Annotated in this window: 16 protein-coding genes, 3 tRNA genes and 1 other RNA gene; 8 read left to right on the top strand and 12 right to left on the bottom strand. The window is 45.5% G+C overall.

All coding sequences use genetic code 11. The annotated features are described in order from the left end of the window. Positions 1-21: 21 nt before the first annotated feature. Both grpE and ffs read right to left on the bottom strand, forming a co-directional pair. Complete coding sequence (grpE, locus tag ACZ45G_RS00600; RefSeq protein ID WP_464174665.1) at positions 22-630, bottom strand: nucleotide exchange factor GrpE; 609 nt, start codon at positions 628-630, stop codon at positions 22-24. A 166-nt stretch (positions 631-796) separates the two neighbouring features. Next, positions 797-893, bottom strand: an RNA gene (gene ffs, locus ACZ45G_RS00605) — signal recognition particle sRNA small type. Positions 894-1127: 234 nt separating this feature from the next. On the opposite strand from ffs, the gene ACZ45G_RS00610 reads away from it, so the two are divergent. Both ACZ45G_RS00610 and ACZ45G_RS00615 read left to right on the top strand, forming a co-directional pair. After that, the gene (locus ACZ45G_RS00610) at positions 1128-1436 is read left to right on the top strand and encodes an STAS domain-containing protein (protein WP_464174666.1); all 309 of its coding nucleotides are present in this window, start codon (positions 1128-1130) and stop codon (positions 1434-1436) included. Between the two features lie 10 nt (positions 1437-1446). Beyond that, entirely contained in the window at positions 1447-1809 is a 363-nt protein-coding gene (locus ACZ45G_RS00615; protein ID WP_464174667.1) for a SadB/YajI family lipoprotein, read from the top strand. A gap of 40 nt (positions 1810-1849) precedes the next feature. On the opposite strand, the gene ACZ45G_RS00620 is transcribed toward ACZ45G_RS00615, so the two are convergent. The 3 genes from ACZ45G_RS00620 to ACZ45G_RS00630 form a co-directional block, all read right to left on the bottom strand. Then, entirely contained in the window at positions 1850-2305 is a 456-nt protein-coding gene (locus tag ACZ45G_RS00620) for a hypothetical protein (RefSeq protein WP_464174668.1), read from the bottom strand. 169 nt (positions 2306-2474) lie between these two features. Further along, positions 2475-2551 (bottom strand) — tRNA-Pro (locus tag ACZ45G_RS00625). A 52-nt stretch (positions 2552-2603) separates the two neighbouring features. Then, a complete protein-coding gene (locus ACZ45G_RS00630) occupies positions 2604-3275 on the bottom strand; it encodes an N-acetylmuramoyl-L-alanine amidase family protein (RefSeq protein ID WP_464174670.1) in 672 nt (223 codons plus the stop codon). A 173-nt stretch (positions 3276-3448) separates the two neighbouring features. On the opposite strand from ACZ45G_RS00630, the gene tig reads away from it, so the two are divergent. Genes tig through lon form a run of 4 tightly spaced genes read left to right on the top strand, consistent with a single transcriptional unit; the run spans position 3449 to position 9101 of the window. Continuing rightward, positions 3449-4795 (top strand): trigger factor, encoded by a 1347-nt coding sequence (tig, locus tag ACZ45G_RS00635; protein ID WP_464174671.1) that lies wholly within the window; start codon positions 3449-3451, stop codon positions 4793-4795. Between the two features lie 54 nt (positions 4796-4849). Then, complete coding sequence (gene clpP, locus ACZ45G_RS00640) at positions 4850-5473, top strand: ATP-dependent Clp endopeptidase proteolytic subunit ClpP (RefSeq protein WP_464174672.1); 624 nt, start codon at positions 4850-4852, stop codon at positions 5471-5473. A gap of 3 nt (positions 5474-5476) precedes the next feature. Continuing rightward, complete coding sequence (clpX, locus tag ACZ45G_RS00645; RefSeq protein WP_464174673.1) at positions 5477-6736, top strand: ATP-dependent Clp protease ATP-binding subunit ClpX; 1260 nt, start codon at positions 5477-5479, stop codon at positions 6734-6736. Between the two features lie 16 nt (positions 6737-6752). Beyond that, positions 6753-9101, top strand: a complete 2349-nt coding sequence (lon, locus tag ACZ45G_RS00650; protein WP_464174674.1) for an endopeptidase La — start codon at positions 6753-6755, stop codon at positions 9099-9101. 135 nt (positions 9102-9236) lie between these two features. On the opposite strand, the gene rho is transcribed toward lon, so the two are convergent. Continuing rightward, positions 9237-10307, bottom strand: a complete 1071-nt coding sequence (gene rho, locus ACZ45G_RS00655; RefSeq protein WP_464174675.1) for a transcription termination factor Rho — start codon at positions 10305-10307, stop codon at positions 9237-9239. 307 nt (positions 10308-10614) lie between these two features. Between rho and ACZ45G_RS00660 the strand changes: the two genes are divergently transcribed. Both ACZ45G_RS00660 and ACZ45G_RS00665 read left to right on the top strand, forming a co-directional pair. Continuing rightward, positions 10615-10690: transfer RNA gene (locus ACZ45G_RS00660), tRNA-Val, on the top strand. Between the two features lie 15 nt (positions 10691-10705). Next, positions 10706-10782 (top strand) — tRNA-Asp (locus ACZ45G_RS00665). Between the two features lie 81 nt (positions 10783-10863). On the opposite strand, the gene ACZ45G_RS00670 is transcribed toward ACZ45G_RS00665, so the two are convergent. The 6 genes from ACZ45G_RS00670 to ACZ45G_RS00695 form a co-directional block, all read right to left on the bottom strand. Then, positions 10864-12852, bottom strand: coding sequence for a methyl-accepting chemotaxis protein (locus ACZ45G_RS00670; protein ID WP_464174676.1), 1989 nt, complete (start codon positions 12850-12852; stop codon positions 10864-10866). Between the two features lie 271 nt (positions 12853-13123). Next, positions 13124-14560, bottom strand: coding sequence for an efflux transporter outer membrane subunit (locus ACZ45G_RS00675; protein WP_464174677.1), 1437 nt, complete (start codon positions 14558-14560; stop codon positions 13124-13126). 3 nt (positions 14561-14563) lie between these two features. Continuing rightward, a complete protein-coding gene (locus ACZ45G_RS00680; RefSeq protein ID WP_464174678.1) occupies positions 14564-17701 on the bottom strand; it encodes an efflux RND transporter permease subunit in 3138 nt (1045 codons plus the stop codon). 5 nt (positions 17702-17706) lie between these two features. Continuing rightward, the gene (locus ACZ45G_RS00685; RefSeq protein ID WP_464174679.1) at positions 17707-18870 is read right to left on the bottom strand and encodes an efflux RND transporter periplasmic adaptor subunit; all 1164 of its coding nucleotides are present in this window, start codon (positions 18868-18870) and stop codon (positions 17707-17709) included. Between the two features lie 214 nt (positions 18871-19084). Beyond that, the gene (gene leuB, locus ACZ45G_RS00690) at positions 19085-20170 is read right to left on the bottom strand and encodes a 3-isopropylmalate dehydrogenase (protein WP_464174680.1); all 1086 of its coding nucleotides are present in this window, start codon (positions 20168-20170) and stop codon (positions 19085-19087) included. A 238-nt stretch (positions 20171-20408) separates the two neighbouring features. After that, entirely contained in the window at positions 20409-20609 is a 201-nt protein-coding gene (locus tag ACZ45G_RS00695) for a cold-shock protein (protein ID WP_464174681.1), read from the bottom strand. Positions 20610-20612 lie beyond the last annotated feature (3 nt).

A 20612-nucleotide genomic window follows, 5' to 3' on the forward strand; every position in this document is an offset into this window, starting at 1 on the left:
AACATACCCTCCAAAATATTTTTAATTTTCTGTGATTTCTTCTGTGATTTCTTCTGTGTCTTTTTTTGCTTTTTTTGAAACAACAACCATTGCCGGCCTGATCAACCTGTCATGAAGGAGGTACCCTTTTTGGAGTACCTTTGTGACTGTATTATCCGGGAATTCGTCAGTTTCTTCCTGGGTGACTGCCTGGTGAAAGTTTGGATCAAAGGATTCATTGTCCGCATTCACCGATTTTACATTAAAGGTTTCAAAAAGCTTGATAATGTCCTTGTGGGTCAGCTTTACCCCTTCAAAAAGAGCGGATTCCTCTGAATTTTCCTCGGCCGCACTAATGGCCCGTTCAAGGTTGTCTACAACCGAGAGAAGTTGCCTGAAGATGGATTCATTGGCAAACTTTTTAAAGTCATTGGTTTCTCTTTGGGTCCGCTTTTTATAGTTCTCAAATTCAGCAGAAAGCCTTAATGCACGGTCTTTTTCAGCCTCCACCTGGTCTTTTAACTCCTGGATTTCATCTTTTTTATTCTTTCCCTTGCCGGACGCTAATGGGCCTTTTTTCTCTGGGGCATCTTTTTGGGGAGAATCGTCTCGCTTCTTTTCCTTTGTTTGTTTCTTCTCTTTTAGTACCAAATGTGTTCTCCAGCTCCAAAATTCCTGATATGTAAGCGTTAAATGGTTAACAAAACCTAAATTATGGCTGAAAAATAAGTCTGTTTAAATGCATGTCAAGCTATAAAAGTATGGAGGGGGAGGAAAGAAAAGATCCGGCTGGCAGGTGGGTTAAAGGAAAATTGCATGACCGGGATCGATCCACGACACAGAAGAGATCACTTATCGCTGCTTCCTTCCGGATCTGACGAGGTTCATGGCCTTCTGTTACGAGGCGACCGATCAGAATAAACCCACCCGGCCTACCAGCCGGAAGAAATATATATAAAGGCTTTTTGTTTTTTTTTCAAGTCCAATATAGACAGGGCCCATTTTTTTGTTAAGATGCAATTATTGTTTGATGAAAAATTATTTTTGGGATAACATAATATGCATGGAATAAATGAAAATTTTTTCTTGCAGGGTCACACTGAAAAATCCATGGCAGGATATGTCTATTCTAAAATTAGGAGAATAATATGAGTGAAATCGTAAATGAGGCAGACCAGACAATTGTCAGGCCGGGTACAGATGTTGTTGCTTCCATGGCAGAAGCGTTTAAAGATGATCTTTTGTCTGCCATTAATTCATCCGATGGTATTATTGTAATTGATCTGGAGGGAGTTGAAATGGTTGATTCCGTTGGAATCGGCGTTATTATTGCGTCCCATAATACACTGAACCAGGCCGACCGGAAATTGAAAGTGATAAATGTGACAAAGGATGTCTATGGCCTTTTTACCACCATGAGGCTCAATCGCAGGTTTACCGTTGAGGGAGTGGGATAAGCGAAGAACAATGAATCGGGGAAAAATCTTATGGAGCATTTTGTTTGGTCTGCTGGTTCTGTCTGCCTGTGATGATAAAAAAGATGGTTTTTCTGGCCTGTCAAATCTGGTGGAGGAGAGAAGTGAAGTACGTCAGGCGCTTTCTGACAAAAATAACCGGCAAAAGGCCCTTGAACGACAACAACTAAACGCTGACTCCAAACCGGCTGTTGTTCTTGGTAAGGAAAAGAAAAAAAGGGAAATTTCTCCTATTGTTCTCTATGAAAGGGATGTCGAGGTTGTGGATTCTTCTAATAGAATGGCCCTTGCAAAGGGAATTGCCTACCTGAACAAAGAAGGTCAGATCGTTAAAATTACAATTACCCGAGAATGATTTATTTTAATGGCCAGGGAAAAGGGTGTTGGGAAGCATCTTAATCGGTTGCTTTGTTTCTGGCAGATCCATCTGGAAGATCACTATATTCTTTTTTCGGCATCGCCTGTTCTGGGGAAGTTTTCAATGGCGCCTCTTCCATGATGGATTTGGGCTGATGGATTTTAGCTGTTTCAGCGGCTGTCTTATACCCGGCCAACTCTTGTTCGTATTCTTTTATCTTCATATTGGCATTGTAGAGTTTCTTGACAGCGTCTTCTTGAAGTCTTTCAAATTCTTTTATGGCATTTGTCTTGGAGTTGAGTCGGTTTTTGTATTCGTCCAGAATGCGTCTGTGTTGAACCGTTAACCTTTTTTCAACGGCTTTTGTCATCGTATGTGTCATGAAAATATTAATCAGCTCTGCCACCAAGGCAATAATGGTGACATAGATAAGTCCGTCTGACTGCAAATAATAGAGAATAATAACGATGAGGATGGATGTAAAAAATACCATTTTAAACCTTGTTGTCCTGTGTTGTTGACGGTGCAATCCAGATTGCTGATCATTGGTCTTTCTATAATAGGGCAACTCGAAACAACTTACAAATATTTTTAGAAGGATAAAAAATAAAATTATGCAGGGTGATGTTTTGTAGGGGGGACAATTAGATTCTTTTGTTTAGTGGTCGGGGCGAGAGGATTCGAACCTCCGACATCCTGCTCCCAAAGCAGGCGCGCTACCAGGCTGCGCTACGCCCCGCCAACAAAACAAAGATGCTTAATATCATCCACGGGGTTAAAAAGCAAGAAATTTAAAATTTGTTTTCAAAGTATGCCTCGATGCAGCGGGCCAGCAATTGTGCATAGGGGGTAAGGAAATCCTGCTGCTCGACAGCCGTGGGGATATCTGAGATGGTGAACGGTTCTGCCAATATGGCTGTCATTTGCAAGCCTTCCAAGGGAATGACAGGGGCAGGTCCGAAATGGGGTTTGGTCTCTTGGTTTGGATTCTGGAATATTTTTGCAAAAAGAGCTGCTGCCTGTTTGCTCGTTTGCTGGTGTGCCAACCCTTGGGTTTCCCATTTGGTGGTATTGGTCGCAGGGTTTGTGTCAGGCGTACCAAAGTAGAAGAAAAAACTTTTGTTTTTCATTGCGTGGAGATGGAGGCTGAGAAAAAGATCTGCCTTGTTTCGGTTTGCAAAAGCAGTTCGATCTGTCGCTGACAGGCGGGTGTCTGTTGTGCGGGTTAAAAGGGGGTGGTATCGGTCATCGAGCAGGTTTGCTGTCATTCGGGCAAGCTTCAGGACGATTTGTTTTTCAAGGATGCCGGTGGTGGATATGATCCCAGTATCTTTGCCGCCATGGCCCGGATCCAGAACGACGACCTTTCGGGTGGTTTTTATTGTCAGGGCATCTGCCACGCAAGGGAACACGATTGTCACAAGTAAGGCTATGAACAAGAGCCGGGATATTTCTTTGGTCAATTTTCTTGACACCTTTATTTATAAGCGTTATCTTAGTAAACTTTGTGTATAGTATGTATTATATCACGCAATAATTATAGATATATGACATACTTTTTTAATTTTATGAAGAATTGTTTAAGAATAGTTCAAATTAATATCATTACTAATATTATTATAAACGGGACGGAAACATGCAGGTAAAAATTGAAGATAAGAGCAGTGTCAAAAAAGTGCTCTCTTTTGAAATTCCAAAGGAAACTATCGCAAAAGAGCTTAACAAAGCCTATAATGAACTGAAAAAAACAGCAGATGTAAAAGGATTTAGAAAGGGAAAAATTCCCAGAAAGGTCCTTGAAAACAGATTTGCCAAAGATGTTCATGCGGAGATTGCCCCCCGTCTGATTCAAGACTCATTTGTGGAAACCATTCAGGAACACAAGTTGAATATTGTGGGAGGTCCCCAGCTGGATCCGCCGGAGTTGAATCCAGATGAGGCCTATGCCTTTGAGATTACTGTGGAAATAAAGCCTGAGCTTGATGATATTGCCTTTGAGGGGATTGCCCTTGAAAAGACAGCTTATGCCGTTTCCGATGCCGAGATTGAAAGTCAGATATACATGATCCAAAAGACCCTGGCCAAGAAAGAGACGGTTGCGGAACCACGTCCTGTTAAAGAAACGGATTTTGTTCTGATTGACTATGAAGGATTTTTAAACGAAGAAGCCTTTGCCGGAACACCGAAAATCGAAAATTATGTGATGGGTATTGGGCAGGGTGCATTACCCGATCAATTTTCAGAAAAATTGATCGGTGCCATTCCGGTCCAGGATCTTGAGGTTGAAGTTGTTTATGCAGATGATTTCCATGATGAAAATCTTAAAGGGAAAACCATTGTTTACAAGGTGAGTCTCAAGGAAATTCAGGAAGAGGTTCTTCCGGAAGCAAACGATGACCTTGTAAAGGATCTGGGTAAATTTGAAACCCTTGATGAGGTCCGGACCTCCATTCGTGAAAATCTTGAGAAAGGCTATGCTCAGCGGGTGAAACATGAGATGAGCGAGCAGGTATTTGTCCATCTGCTTGAAAAATATGTATTTGAAGTTCCTGATGCCATGGTGGACGGGGAACTTAACGGCATTATTGCAGAAGCGGAACAAGCTTATTCCCAGAATAACACCAGTCTTGAAGAAGCCGGCTTGAGCCGTGACATTTTGAAAACCCAGTACCGGGATGTCGCTGAAAAACAGGCCAGAAGACATTTGATTCTGGACAAGGTGATCACTCAGGAAGCGCTTGAACTTACCGAAGAAGAACTGGATAAAAGCTTTGAGGAGATGGCCGTTGGCATGAATGCCCCAGTGGATTCCATTAAAAATTATTTTAAGATGGATCCCAAACAACTGGAATATTATACCCATACCCAGCTTGAAAAAAAGGCGATTGATCTTATAATAGAAAAAGGCAGCGTTTCAGAAGTGGAACCTAAAACTGCTGAAGAAGACGTCAAAGAAGACGCCAAAGAAGACACTGAATCTTAGTGTATGTTATTTATGCATTAAACATAGAAACGAGATAATTAAAGGAGTTCAATCGTGCCTCTAATTCCAATGGTTGTTGAACAGAGCAACAGGGGAGAGCGTGCCTACGATATTTATTCGCGTCTGTTAAAAGACAGAATTATATTTTTGGGATCTGCCATAGACAACGAAGTTGCCAATGTTATTGTGGCCCAACTTTTATTTTTGGAATCAGAAGATCCTGAAAAAGATATCAGCTTTTATGTAAATTCTCCGGGAGGAGTGGTAACCGCTGGTATGGCTATTTATGATACCATGCAATATATAAAACCCGATGTTGCCACTGTCTGTATTGGCCAGGCGGCAAGCATGGGGGCATTATTATTGGCGGCAGGGGCGAAAACCAAACGGTTTGCCCTGCCCAACGCAAGAATAATGATTCACCAACCCTCAGGGGGATCCCAGGGGCAGGCAACCGATATACAGATCCAGGCAAATGAAATATTGAGAATGAAAGCTGCCCTGAATCAGATTTTATCCTCGCATACCGGTCAGGATATTGAAAAAATTGCTGTTGATACGGAACGAGATTTTTTCATGTCCGGTGCCCAAGCACTGGAATACGGTATCGTTGACAGGGTGGTTGCTGACAGAAGCGAATTGGAAAAAGAAACCGAGGAGGCTTCAAAGGAGTCGTAAAACATGACTAAAAAAGAAGAACCCACGGATCAGTTTTTCTGCTCTTTTTGCGGGAAAAACCAAAAAGAAGTCAAAAAACTGATAGCAGGGCCAAGTGTTTATATCTGTAATGAGTGCATCAAGCTGTGCAGTGAAATCATTGAAGATGAAGAAAAGGAAAAGTCCGAAGAGAGTGAAGAGTCCAAGGAATTTATGGTGCCCAAAGAGATCAAGGGCATGCTCGATTCCTATGTGATTGAACAGGACAAGGCCAAAAAGGTGCTTTCCGTTGCGGTTTACAATCATTATAAACGCCTGGCCTCGGTAATCGAAAAAACCAGTGATGATGTTGAGATTCAAAAATCCAATGTTTTGATCATCGGACCTACGGGCTGCGGTAAAACTCTTCTTGCACAGACCCTTGCACGCTTTCTGGATGTTCCCTTTGCCATTGCCGATGCAACGGCGCTCACAGAGGCCGGATATGTGGGGGAGGATGTGGAAAACATTGTTCTTTCCCTGGTTCAAAATGCAGACTATGATGTTGAAAAAGCCCAAAGGGGCATCATCTATATTGACGAGATCGATAAAATTTCCCAGCGGGGAGATAATCCTTCGATTACCCGGGATGTGTCAGGGGAAGGGGTTCAGCAGGCGCTTTTGAAAATTATTGAAGGCACCGTCGCCAGTATCCCGCCCAAGGGGGGGAGGAAGCATCCCCAGCAGGATTATGTAAAAGTGGACACCTCCAATATCCTTTTTATTTGCGGTGGTACCTTTACCGGCCTTGAAAAGGTGGTTGAAAGACGGCTTACCCAAAAGACAATGGGATTTGGTGCAAAAATAGCTGAAAAGAAAGATGTCAATCTCGGGGAGCTTTTGGGACAGGTTAAGCCCGAAGACCTGATACGATTCGGGTTGATTCCCGAGTTTCTTGGCAGATTGCCCATTGTCACCTCCATAGGGGAGCTCAATGAAGGCTCTTTGGTCAAGATTCTGACAGAACCCAAAAATGCCCTTGTCAAACAATATCAGCAGCTTTTCAAGGTGGAAGGGGTGGATCTCCAGTTTACGGATGAGGCCCTTGTGGCCATGGCAAAGGAAGCGGTTTCCAGAAAATCCGGCGCCAGGGGCCTTCGGGCTATCATGGAAGAAACCATGCTGGACATCATGTATGAGATTCCTTCCAAGGAAAATGTTGTGGAATGTGTGGTCGGCGAAGAAGTTGTTCTGAAAAATGAAGAGCCCATCCTTCTTTACGAACAGCCCAAAAAGCAGGCCTGAAACAGAAAGTTTTCTAATGATCAAAATTTCTAAGTTTTTCAACCAGGACGGTAATCAAAAAATGAAAAAAACACTGCCGCTGGTGCCTTTACGGGATATGGTTTTGTTCCCCCATATGACCACTTCTGTGTTTGTGGGAAGGGACAAGTCTGTTAAAGCTTTGTCCGAAGCAATGGCTGCCGATAAAAGAATATTTCTCACCACCCAGAAGGATCCTGAAGTTCTTAAACCCAATATTCAGGATATCTTCCAGGTGGGAACCGAGGCAAAAATTACCCAATTGCTTCGGTTGCCCGATGGCACGGTCAAGGCCCTTGTGGAGGGCTCTGCCCGGGGAAAAATTCTTAAATTGATAGATGAAGAGGGGTTTCTGGCGGTTGACTATGAAGCGGTTGCGGAAATACCCATTATTGAGGAAGCCTCTGAAGCTGCCATGCGGACTGTTTTTGAGGCATTCCAGAACTATGCCAATTTGTCTGGAGTGGTTTCTAAGAGTTTTTTTAAGGGTCTGGAGGGGCTTTTGGATCAGACCTCCAGGTATGCGGATACCATCGCTTCCCAACTGCCCTTCAAGGTGGGAGAGAAACAGGAATTGCTCGAATGCGGAGATATTGAAAAACGATTTTTTCTCCTGCTCAAACTGATCCAAAAGGAAACAGAGGTTTTTTCCATGTCCCAGAAGATCAAGGGTCGAGTGAAAGATCAGATGGAAAAGCTCCAGAAAAAACATTATCTCAATGAGCAGATGCGTGCCATTAAAAAGGAAATGGGGGAAGATGGCGGACCGGGAGAGTTTGCAGATCTTGAGAAAAAAATAAAACAAAAGAGAATGTCCCGGGAAGCCTCAGGGGTGGTTCGAAAGGAACTGGATAAGCTCAAGATGATGTCTCCCATGTCTTCTGAAGCCACTGTGGTCAGAAATTATATTGACTGGCTTATTGCGCTGCCCTGGTTCAGGAAGAATCGAGCCAAAATTGACTTGAAAAAGGCTGAATCCATTCTGGATCGAGATCATTTTGGCCTTGAAAAACCCAAGGAAAGAATTCTTGAATACCTGGCAGTCCAGATTCTGGTCAAGAAAATCAAGGGACCTATTTTATGCCTGGTGGGGCCACCGGGTGTGGGAAAAACATCATTGGCCCGATCTGTTGCGTCTGCAACGGGCAGGGCATTTGCCCGCATTTCCCTTGGGGGTGTCAGGGACGAGGCAGAAATTCGTGGGCATCGGCGGACCTATGTGGGGGCCATGCCCGGTAAAATTATTCAGACATTGAAAAAAACTGGGTATAACAATCCGGTTTTCTGCCTGGATGAGATTGATAAAATGACATCGGACTTCAGGGGGGATCCCTCCTCAGCCCTTTTGGAAGCGTTGGATCCGGAGCAGAACAAAAACTTCAACGACCATTATCTTGAAGTGGATTATGATTTATCTGAAATCCTTTTTATTACCACGGCCAATACATTGTACGACATACCAGCGCCCCTGCGAGACCGGATGGAAATTATCCAGATCCCCGGCTATACGGAATATGAAAAAGAGCACATTGCCACAGGTTTCCTGGTACCCAAGCAATTAAGGGAAACCGGCCTTGATGATTCAGATGCCGTGTTCTCAAAAAAAGCGATTCGGTCGATTATCAAGCAGTATACCCGGGAGGCAGGGGTCAGAAACCTGGAGCGGGAAATTTCATCGGTACTCAGAAAGATTGCCACCCAGATTGTCAAGACCGATAAGAGAACGCGCCATCAGATTTCCACCACCATGGTGCTCAAATATCTGGGACAGCCAAAATTTCGTGACAGCGGCCTTGAAAAAGAAGATAAGGCAGGGATTGTTACCGGTCTTGCCTGGACCCAGGCCGGAGGCCAGTTGCTCACCATTGAAGCGGTTACCATGCCCGGCAAGGGACGGGTTATGGTGACAGGAAAGCTGGGGGAGGTGATGAAGGAATCCAGTCAGGCAGCTGTCAGCTATGTCCGTTCCCGCAGCAAGATCTTAGGAATTCGGGAAGATTTTTACAAGGATACCGATATCCATATCCATGTGCCTGAAGGGGCCATTCCCAAAGACGGACCCTCGGCCGGGATTGCCATGTGCACCGCAGTTGTCTCTATCCTTACGGACAAACCCGTCAGCCGGACAGTGGCCATGACCGGTGAAATCACGCTGAGGGGAAGGGTTCTTCCCATTGGCGGCCTCAAGGAAAAATTGCTTGCTGCCCATGCCAACGGGATTAAGCGAGTGATTGTATCAGTGGAAAATGAAAAAGATGTTCGAGAGATTCCTAAATCGATTCAAAAACAATTGGAAATTGTCTTTGTGGATGATATGAGCCAGGTGCTTACCCACGCACTGGTATAAGATATAGGACAAAAGATATAAAAGCCCCCTGATTTTGCAAGATCAGGGGGCTTTTGTTTTTAAGAGAACATCTATTTATTAAACGTTATCCTTCGAGATAGCAAACGCTACCCTTCGAGCATGGAGATAAATGCTCTAGCCTTCGAGCATGGAGATAAATTCAGACATGGCAGAAACTTCGTCTTTGGTTGTCACTTTTCGGCGGATTTGAACCATGTTTTCATGGGTGTCCTTGTCCATGAGAAGGTCCTCCTTCCGGGTTCCGGATTTATTGATGTTGATGGCCGGCCAGATTCTTTGTTCCGCACATTCTCGGGACAGGAACAGATCCATATTGCCGGTTCCTTTGAATTCCTGGAAGATGATGTCATCCATTCGGCTGCCCGTGTCCACTAAAATGGTGGCCATTATGGTTAGGGAACCTCCGTTTTCAAGTTTTCTGGCTGCTCCAAAAATTTTTCTGGGAAATTCCATGGCATTGGCGCCAAGGCCGCCGGAAAGGGTTTTGCCATGGCTGTCTGTGTCGGCATTAAAGGCACGGGTCATGCGGGTCAGGGAATCTATAAAAACAACCGCATCCTGTCCAATCTCAGCACAACGAATGGCTGTGTGCATGGCAAGGCGTGTCATCCTCATGTGCTGGCCGATCTGCTGGTCAGCAGAAGAATAGAGAACATGGGCCTGGGTCAGGCCCCGTTGGAAATCGGTTACCTCTTCAGGGCGTTCATCCACCAGAAGGATAAACACCTTTGAATCTGGATGGTTGGTAACAACTGAATTGGCCATATGTCTTAAAATGGTTGTTTTTCCGGATTTGGGAGGGGAAATAATCAACCCCCTCTGCCCCATACCAAGGGGGGCAATCAGGTCCAGGGCCTTGCCGGTGATATCCTCTTCATCCTGGGCCATGGTGTATCGTTCAAATGGATTGATACTGGTCTGATCCTGGAGCATTGGCACGTCAGCAAATTCATCAAAGGGAAGACCATTGATGGTCTCTATGCGGATCAGGGCAAGGTTAAGATTCCTGGGGCTTTTCTTTTCACCAAATCCCTGGATAAAACAACCTTCCCGGAGATTCAATTTTCTGATAAGGCTATTGGGGACGTAGGGATTTTCGGGCTGGGGTTGAAAGTTTTCTTCAATGGTCCTTAAAAAACCAAACCCTTTGTCCATTATTTCCAGATATCCTTGGACTGGTTCCATGGTCAAACTCCTTCATTCAAACTGGGATATTGCTTTAGCGATAAAAAAGACGGGTTAAGAATTTACGATCATTCTTTGTGACTGGAAGCCTCAGAAGAAAAAAAAGAAAAATGCCCTGCTTTAGATTTTATCGAGTAATTGTATTCTTACATTTTACTATTGGCTACAAATATACCACTAATATGCGCGTGTTGCAAGGCCCTGGTGAAGAATCCTGCCGCCTTTTTTTTATTGGAAGGAAAAAGTAAAATTTGAGTATTTAGTGCTTGACACCATTTTTGTTTATTGTTATAACCTCTCTGCTTTCGGGCGATTAACTCAGTTGGGAGAGTGCAACCCTTACAAGGTTGAAGTCGCAGGTTCAAGCCCTGCATCGCCCACCAACAAAAGTGACATACGGGGGTGTAGTTCAGTTGGTTAGAACGCTTGCCTGTCACGCAAGAGGCCGCGAGTTCGAGTCTCGTCACTCCCGCCACAATATAAAAGGGTTTCAGCACTTTGCTGAAACCCTTTTTATTTTTCTTGTTCGTTTGATAACCGAACGAATGCTCATTTATCAAATAATAAATTGATCTACAGTTTTATTAAGCTCTTCGGATAAATTACTCAGTCCTTCAGAATCTTTGGTTACTTTATGACTATTCTCAGACATTTTATTTGATGAATGATTAACATCGGCAATATCTTTTGCGATCTCATGTGACACCACCGAACTTTGGGCGACATTTGTAGTAACTTCCTGAATACCCAGAGCTGCCTGATTCACATTTTCAGCAATTTCTTTTGTGGTCGCAGACTGTTCTTCAACCGCAGCAGCAACCGTATCAATCATTTCATTGGCATTCAAAATAGCGTTTGTCACCTGTGCAATTTCAGAAACAGAATCTTTTGTTGACGTTTGTATTTGCTCGATTTTTTCTTTAATATCCAATGTTGCTTCTGCTGTTTGCCTTGCCAAAACTTTTATTTCAGCCGCAACAACAGCAAATCCCTTTCCTGCTTCACCAGCCCGGGCAGCTTCTATTGTGGCATTTAAAGCAAGCAAATTTGTTTGTTCCGAAATATCGGTAATGGTTTCAACAACCTTGCCAATCTTTAGGGCAGCTTTTGTTAAATCATTAATTTTGGATGATGCGCTCTTTGCTTGAATCGCGGCATCATTGCTTGTAAGTTTCGTTTTTTCGGTATTTTGTGCAATTTCATTAATCGTTGATGTCATTTCTTCGGCTGCCGCAGAAACCATATTAATATTAGCAGAAGACTCTTCAGCAGCAGCGGCCACTGATGTCATATTGGCGCTCATTTCTTCTGCAGCGGTTGCAACCGACTGAGATTTTTCGGACATATTATTGGCCTCATCAGACATCTCTTTTGCTATGGTTAAAAGCGTGTCGGATGAACCGTTTAGATCACCTGAGTTTTTTGAAATATGGGTGATGATCCCTTGGAGTTTTTCTATAAAGACATTAAACCATTTTCCGAGTTCCCCAATTTCATCGTTACTGCTAATTGTAAGTCGTTTTGTAAGGTCTCCTTCTCCTTCCGAGATGTCCTTGAGGCCATTGACGGCGTGGTTAACTGAGATAACAATCTTCCTGACAATGGTAACGATAACCAGGACTGAAATCACCATGGAGAGGATAGCAGCCATGATCATCCGGTTTCGCAGCTGCTTTAAAGGTGCCATATATGGTTCTGTCGTCAGGGTTGACAGGATAATTTTATCAGTTTTTTGTTGAAAGGCGGAAAAATGTTCCTGGCCGTTAAAAAAATATTTAAGCTTTCCCTGCTTTTGCTGGACAATTTTTTGGCCCCATTCAAGGTCGGTAATTTTTGACCCTATTTTCTGGGAATCAGGATGTGCAATTATCCTTCCCTCAAGATCCATAAGAGCTGCATATCCTTTTTCACCGACCCTCTGGTTTTTAACAATGGTCTGCAGGTCTGTTTTTGCTATCAATTTTTGAAGTTCTTTTGGCTGAACACCAATCTGAATAAGGCCTGGGGTGTCCCTTCTTGCAATCGTTATGTATTGAAAGAATACCTTGTCTGCACCTCTTTCCGTGGGTCGCTGTGCCAGTTCAAAGGTTTTGTCTTTCAACCCCTTGAGCAGGGATCGGGTCTGGTCTGTGGTGCTGAAATCAAAACCATAAAACCCGGTAATATTTCCCCATCTAAGTATTCCGTTTTCATCCACGACATGGATTTCATCCACACCAATATCTTTTGCCAGGGCAATTATATTTTGGGTTGAAATCATATCTGGATTTTTTTCAAATATTTCCCTGATGGCCCTTGCCTGGCGAAGGTAATTTTTGTTTAACGCTTTTTTTAAGGCCTGTATGGAATCTTCGGATCGATCAATATCTGAGGCAATTTGTGCTAAAGATGTGGTCACGATGTTTGCCATCAGGTCATTGATAATGTGGTTCTGCTGCCTGTATGAATAAACGGAGATAGCAAGGATTGATAAAAAAAGCATTAAAACTATGGGGAATAAAATTTTATTTTGAATCCCAAATTGGAAAAAAGATTTTTTGTTCATTATAGATGTCCTTATTTTATTTGTTCAAAACCACCATGCCCCGGCATACACAAAGGGTAAAAAAGGGGAAGAGCAGTATCCATTATAGTCAATCTCACATGGTTTTATACCATGATTAGATTTAAATCCTATTAAAACAGTTATTTATATTTAAATATTGTATTCCTGCATAGAAAAGCATAACAAATTTTCAGGTTCACTCAAATTAGTCAACCTGTTTGTTTTATTTGGATAAGAACTTGCTTTTTTTCACTGCAATTTAATTTTGGGTTCAGGAAGGGGGAGGGGATTTTACCTCAGTCTCGTTTATCCAACCGCCGCCAAGTGATTTATACAATTTTACATAGGCATTGAAAAAATTTCGTTTCAATTCTGAAAGTTCCAACTGGGCGCTGAAAAGCGTTCGCTCGGAATCTAATGCCTCCAGGTAACTGCTGACCCCTTTATCATAGCGTTCAAAGGAGAGGCTATTGGCATTTTGAGCCGCCGTCACCTTTTGGCTGGCAGCTGTTAGCTCCCTTTGATAGGTCTCTATTTCAACCAGGGCATCCTCCACTTCGGTGAAGGCGATCAACACAATATTTTCATAGCGGTATAAGGCCTGTTTGGTCAGTTCTGTCTGGATATCCACCCGGCTTTTGCTCTTGTCAAAATCCCAGAGGGGACCGACCAGGCCAGCCCCCACAGACCAGATACCCCCGCTGCTGGTGACGGCACCCAGGTCACTGCTGGCAATCCCGAGAAGACCGGTTAAGCTGATGGCAGGGAAACGCTGTGCCACGGCAATCCCAATTTCCTCGTTTTGGGCTTTGAGCAGGGCCAGGGCCTCTCGGATCTCAGGCCGCCGTTCAAGCAGTTGGGAGGGGAGGAAATCGGGAATAAAAGGGGGGATCTTCTGCAAGTCCAGGGACTCTTTGTTTCGGATTTCCCGGGGGAGCTGTCCCATGAGGAGGCTCAAGGCATTCTCAGCATTGGCAATGGCCCGCTCGTACTTGGGAATTGAACCTGCTGCAATGGCTGTCTGGATCTGGGCCTGATTTACATCAATTTCAGGAATAATGCCTTTATCAAACCGCAGCTGAATGATCCCAAGACTTTTGGTCCGGGAAAGAAGCGTTTCCCGGGAGATTGTTAATCGCTGGTGGTAGTCCAGCAAGAGATAATAGGTGCTGACCACGTCTGTAATCAGACCGATTTGAATGGTCCGCATACCATATTCTGAGGCCAAAAGCCTTTCTCTTGCAGCAGTTGTGGATCTTTTAAATTTACCCCAAAAATCCAGCTCCCAATTTAACATGGGGGCAATATAGGCATTACTGGTGGTATCGTTTGAACGGGCGCCGCCGTAATTTCCCGTGGACAACCCACCGCTGATGCCGATTGCGGGATATTGATCTGCCTTGTAAAAGCCAAGTTCTGCCCTTGCCTGTTCAATGCTGCTCAGGGCAATTTTTGCATTTTTGTTGTTTTCAAGGGCGGTGTTGACCAGTTGAAAGAGAATGGGATCATCAAATAATTCCCACCATTTCAGGTCACTTGTGGTCTTTGCATCACCTTTGAGGGTGGAGCGGAATGTATCCGGGGTTTTGATCTGTGGGGGGGTAAAATCCGGCCCCACGGTGCATCCTTGAACGAGAAAGGCCATGAGAAGGAGGCCCATGAGAAGGCTGGCGGGGATGACCCCGGGAAAATATTTTTTAAAGTTCATCGTTTAAACCTCTTTTTTTTGATCACGTTTCTTTTCATACCGGCCGATTTTACCAATGAAAATAAAAAGCATGGGGTAGAAAAACACACCCAGAAGGGTTGCCAGGGCCATTCCTCCCAAAAGGGACATCCCCATCACTTTTCTGGCCTGGGCGCCTGCTCCGGTTGCAATTACCAGGGGCAAAATGCCCAGGATAAAAGAAAAGGCGGTCATGAGAATCGGCCTGAACCGCAATTTTGCCGCCTCAAGGGCAGAATCGTAAAGAGACAATCCTTCCTGGAATTTTTCATTGGCATATTCCACAATGAGGATGGCATTCTTGGCTGCCATGCCAATGAGCATTACCAGGGAAATCTGGGCAAAAATATTATTTTCATAGGCCAGATCGTAGTGCCGGGCCACAAGCACGGCCAGGAATGCACCGAAAATAGCAAAAGGGGTTCCCAGAAGTATGCTGAAGGGCAGAGACCAGCTTTCATATTGGGCTGCCAGAATGAGAAAGACAAAAAGAAGGGAAAATACAAAAACCGTTGCCCCGGAACCCGCCGCCTTTTTTTCCTGGTAGGACATATTGCTCCAGGAGTAGGTCATGTCGTCGGGAAGCACATCTGCTGCGACTTCTTCCAGAGCTGTCAGGGCCTGGGCCGATGTATATCCCGTTGCTGGCCCCCCGCTTAATTCCGTTGCCCTGAGCAGATTAAACCGGTTGGTGTAGTCGGCGCCGTATACTTCACTGACCTTCACAAAAGCAGAGAGGGGGACCGATTTTCCCTCCCCGTTTTTGATAAAAAACAGGCCGATTTTTTTCTCATCTTCTCTGTATTCCGGCTCTGCCTGGATATAGGCCTTGTAAAGCCGGCCAAAGCGATTGAAGTCGTTGACGTAGGCGCCTCCTAGAAATGCGCCGATGGTGGTGTACATATCATTGAGGGAAATCCCGGCTTTCAGGGCCTTATCCCGGTCAACTTCTATAAATTTTTGGGGGACACTGGGGCGAAAGGTGGTATAGATAGACCCAATTTCCGGTCTTGCCTGGGCGGCCTGTATAAATTTAGTCGCCTGCTCACCCAGGTAGGCCGGGGTCTTTCCCCCCCTGTCCTGGAGCATCATGCTGAAACCGGAACCGCTGCCAAGGCCCGGAATAGCGGGGGGGCCAAAGGCAAACACCTGGGCTTCGTTGACATTGAGGAAAAAGTCACGGTTCAGTTCCCCCACAAGATCCGCCACTGTTTTTTTTCGTTGATCCCAGTCTTTTAACGAGAGAAATAAAAAGCCTGAATTGGAACTCATACTGCCGGAAAGCATGCTAAACCCTGTGGCCGTGGTGATATATTCCACTTCCGGATAGCGTTTGATGAGTTTTTCTATTTTTTTGGTGACGGCGTCCGAGCGCTGGAGGGAAGCTGCGTCGGGCAGCTGAACATTAACAAAGAGGTATCCCATGTCTTCTGCGGGCATGAACCCTCCGGGAAGTATTTTGCCGAGCATACCGGTTCCCACAGCAAGGGCAACGATGAAAATAAGGCCCATAATGATTTTCCGGGCCAACACATGGGCAAACCTCATGTAAGTTTTGGTCGAACGGTCAAAAATTTTATTGAATATGGAGAAAAACCATCCCAAAGGACCCCGGTAGGGTTTGGGGGGCTTGAGTAAAAGTCCGCAAAGGGCCGGGCTCAGGGTCAGGGCATTCATGGATGAGAAGAGAACGGAAACGGCAATGGTGATGGCAAACTGCTGGTATAAGCTGCCCGTGATCCCCCCCATCATTGCAACGGGTACAAAAACCGCCACCAGCACCAGGGTGGTGGCAATGATAGGGGCTGTTACCTGTTTCATGGCAAGGTTTGTTGCATCTTTGGCATTCATTCCCTTTGCCATGTTTACCTGAACTGCCTCCACCACCACAATGGCATCATCCACCACAATACCGATGGCAAGCACCAGGCCGAGCAGGGAAAGGGTGTTGATGGTGAATCCCAGCAAGGGGAAGGCCATGAATGCCCCGAGAAGGGAAACCGGTATGGCCAGAGTCGGGATGAGGGTGGCCCGCCAGTCCTGGATAAAGATAAAGACCACCAGGATAACCAGGGCAAGTGCGATGAAGAGGGTTTCAATGATTTCTTCAATGCCCTTGGTAATGGGCAGGGTTGCATCCAGGGCGACATCATATTTAATACCCTTGGGAAAGGACAGGGAAAGTTCCTCCATGGCGGTTTTGGCATCTTGGGCCAACTGAACTGCATTGGAACCCGGGGCCTGGTACAGGCCGATAATAGCACAGGATTTTCCATTGAGCCGTGTAAAAGCATGATAGGATTCCACCCCTAATTCCACCCGTGCAATATGCTTGATCTTGACCTGGGAACCGGTTTCGGTGGTTCGGATAACAATTTCTCCGAACTCTTTTTCCGACTGCAGCCGGTCGGGCAGGCGGACGGTGTAGGTGAATTCTGTTCCCTCTGGCGCCGGTTCCGCTCCAAATTTTCCGCCGGGGACGATGATATTTTGAGCCCGGATGGCATTGATGATTTCGGGAACGGTGATACCTAACTGGGCCAACCGGTCCGGTTTGATCCAGATCCGCATGGAATAATCAGAGGCTCCAATGATATCCACCCGTCCGATACCTTTGATCCGGGCCAGTATATCCTTGATATTGATGAGGGCATAGTTGTTTAAAAAGGTCTGGTCATATTCCCCGGTTTCATCGGTCAGGGCCATCAGCATAAGGATATTGGGCAGGGATTTTTGAGTGGTTACCCCCATGCGGGCGACTTCTTCGGGCAGCTTAGCGGTTGCGGCAGACACCTTGTTCTGGGCAAACACCGTGTTCATATCCGGATCAGTACCCACTTCAAAGGAAATATCGATGGACATGCTGCCGTCATTGGCATTGGTGGATTTCATGTAAATCATGTTATCCACCCCGTTGATCTGTTGTTCAAGGGGGGTGGCAACGGATTGTTCCACATTGATGGCGTTGGCCCCGGTGTAATTGGCCCTCACCTGTACAATGGGGGGGGTGATATTGGGGTATTGTTCCATGGGAAGGCCCTTGATGGACAAGGTTCCCACAATGGTGGTTATGATAGCCATAACAATGGCGACAATGGGCCGCCTGACAAAAAAGTTTCCCATGTGAATTATTGCCCTTGTTTTATGCGTTTGAATTTTGTTTCAACCGGTTTGACAACAACCCCATCGGCAACTTTTTGGAGGCCCTCAAAAATAATGCGTTCACCCGGTTTTACCCCTTCCCGGATCAGCCAGAGATTGTCAACCTTGGGACCTAATTCGACCTTTCGTTCCTGGACCGTATTTTTTTCATCCACCACAAACACCCGGTTCATTCCCTGGAGTTCGGTGACAGCCCTCTGGGGAAGCAGGATGCCCTCTTCGGCCGTGTCGATTTGAATTTTTACCTTGGCAAACTGGCCCGGACGCAACAGGCCTTCGGGATTAGGAAAAGAGGCCTGGACCAATATGGCACCGGTCATGGGATCCACCATGCGGTCAATGAAAGTTAACTTTCCTTTGTGTTTGTAAATGCTGTCATCTGCTAAAATAAGCTCAATTTCCCGGGATTTTTTTTCTGGATTTTGTTTTTCTGCCCCTGTTTCGCTTAAGAATCTTCGGGCAACTATCAAGTATTGGGTTTCTGACAGAAAAAATTCCACCAGGATATGGTCGGTATTGGAGACGGTGTTCAAAATGATGGTATTAGCATCCCTGCCAACGAAATCTCCGACCTTGGCCTTTGTCTTCCCGATGATGCCGGAAATGGGGGAATAAATTTTGGTATATCCCTTTTGAATCTCAACGGCCCTCAAGTTGGCATTGGCAGCATCTAAAGCGCCCTGGGCCGCCTCGTACTGTGCTTCGGCTGCATCCAGATCGCTCTTGCTGACAGCATTTTTGGCCGCAAGGGGCCGGTATCGGTTCAGATCGTTTTTGGCTTTGGTTAACCGGGTATTGGCCTCGGCCACAAGTCCCCTCTGGGCAGCCACCTGGGCTTCAAAGGGCTGTTGATCAATGGTATACAAAAGTGTCCCCTCTGTAACAATCGAGCCTTCCTGAAAATGAACTCCCTTTAAAAATCCTTCAACCCGGGCGCGAATGGCAATGTCCTTTGCTCCATAAACCTGACCCACATAGGTTTGATAAATAGGCACCTCTTCTGCTTTTGTCATGTAAATATTTACTTCAGGTGGAGGGGGGGCCTGGGTTGCCACCTCTTCCTTTTGGCAAGAAGACATCCAGCAAACGGTACACAATAAAAACACCACTGTTTTGATTTTTAATTTCATTCTTTTTTTTCATCCAGGATAAGGATTGGGCCAAATTTGGCTGTTAGAGAAATAATATAATTAACTAAGAAAAAAAAAGTATAAAGTCAAGGAGAAACATCTGGGCTGTTTGTTGGAAGGGGTGTGGGGACCCAAAAGAGGGGGGGAGGTCATTTCAAAGGGGTTGAAAGTGACCTCCTGTAAAATCAGAGTGCCGGGATGGCCATGAAAATTTTTAGGCCAATGCCACTAACTCTTTTAAAATTGCATCGCCCATGGCATTCGTATCCACAGATTTTTCTACCTGGCCGGTCAGATCTGCCGTGAATATTTGAGCTTCCAAAACGCTGGATATGGCGGATTCAATGGCATCAGCCGCCTGGGGTTGTCCAAGGGTGTACTTGAGCATCATGGCACAGGACAGGATCTGGGCGATGGGATTGGCAATGCCTTTGCCGGCAATGTCCGGAGCAGATCCACCGGCTGGTTCATAGAGTCCAAATTTATCTTCGTTCAGGCTGGCCGAGGCCAGCAAGCCCATGGAGCCGGTAATCATGGCACATTCATCTGAAATGATGTCCCCAAACATGTTGCCGCAGAGCAATACGTCAAACTGGTGGGGATTGCGGACAAGCTGCATGGTGGCATTGTCCACGTAGATATGGTTCAAGGAGATGTCGGGGTATTCCTTTGCGATTTCTGTTACGACCTCCCGCCAGAGCACCATGGAAAATAATACATTCGCCTTGTCAACGGAAGTGACGCGTTTGTCTCGCAGCCGGGCTGCTTCAAAGGCCATTCTGGCAATTCGTTCAATCTCAAACCTGGAATATACCATTGTATCAAAGGCCGTTTCATCTTTTCCCGAACCCCGTCTTCCCTTGGGTTCTCCAAAATAGATGCCGCCGGTGAGTTCCCGCACACAGAGGATATCAAAACCGTTTTGAACAATTTCAGGCTTCAGGGGCGATGCCGATGCCAGTGTGGGGAATACTTTGGCCGGCCGCAGGTTGCAATATAGGCCAAAGTGTTTTCTTAAAGGGAGAAGGGCGCCTCTTTCGGGTTGTTCCGCCGGTGGCAGGGTCTCCCATTTGGGTCCTCCCACGGAGCCAAATAAGATCGCATCGCTTTGTTCGCACAGAGAAAGGGTAGAGGCGGGAAGTGCTTTGCCATGATTGTCAATGGCAGCGCCGCCAATATCGGCAAATTCGTATTCAAGGGAAAATTCATATATTTTTGCGGCTGCATCCAGAATTTTAATTGCCTGGGCCATGACCTCGGGTCCAATTCCATCGCCTGGTAATACTGCAATCTTGCTCACTCTAACCAATCTCCTTTTTTGGGTAAATATTATTACCATCATATAGGAATTTGGATTTTATGCAATCTTAAAATTCAGTCATTATAAAAACTATTTAGATATACTGGATTTAATTCGAGGATTTAGAGGGGGAAAAAATGGACTTTTATGCCGCAGTCCTCGCTGCGGCAGGCGGGTGAAAAGAAATTATAAGACCAAGATCCCCTATACAACGGTTCCCATGGGCGAATAGTTGCTCTTAGACTTTTAACACTCTGGTAGCAGACAGTCCCTTGTCATTCTGCTGTGTTTCAAATTCAACCACTTCTCCTTCGGCCAGAGTTCTAAAACCCGTCATTTCGATGGCCGAATGATGCACAAAAATGTCTTCTCCGCATTCCTGGGCAATAAATCCAAATCCTTTTTTTGAATTAAACCACTTGATTGTTCCCTGCTGCAAAAT

Source organism: Desulfoconvexum algidum (genome assembly GCF_055382125.1).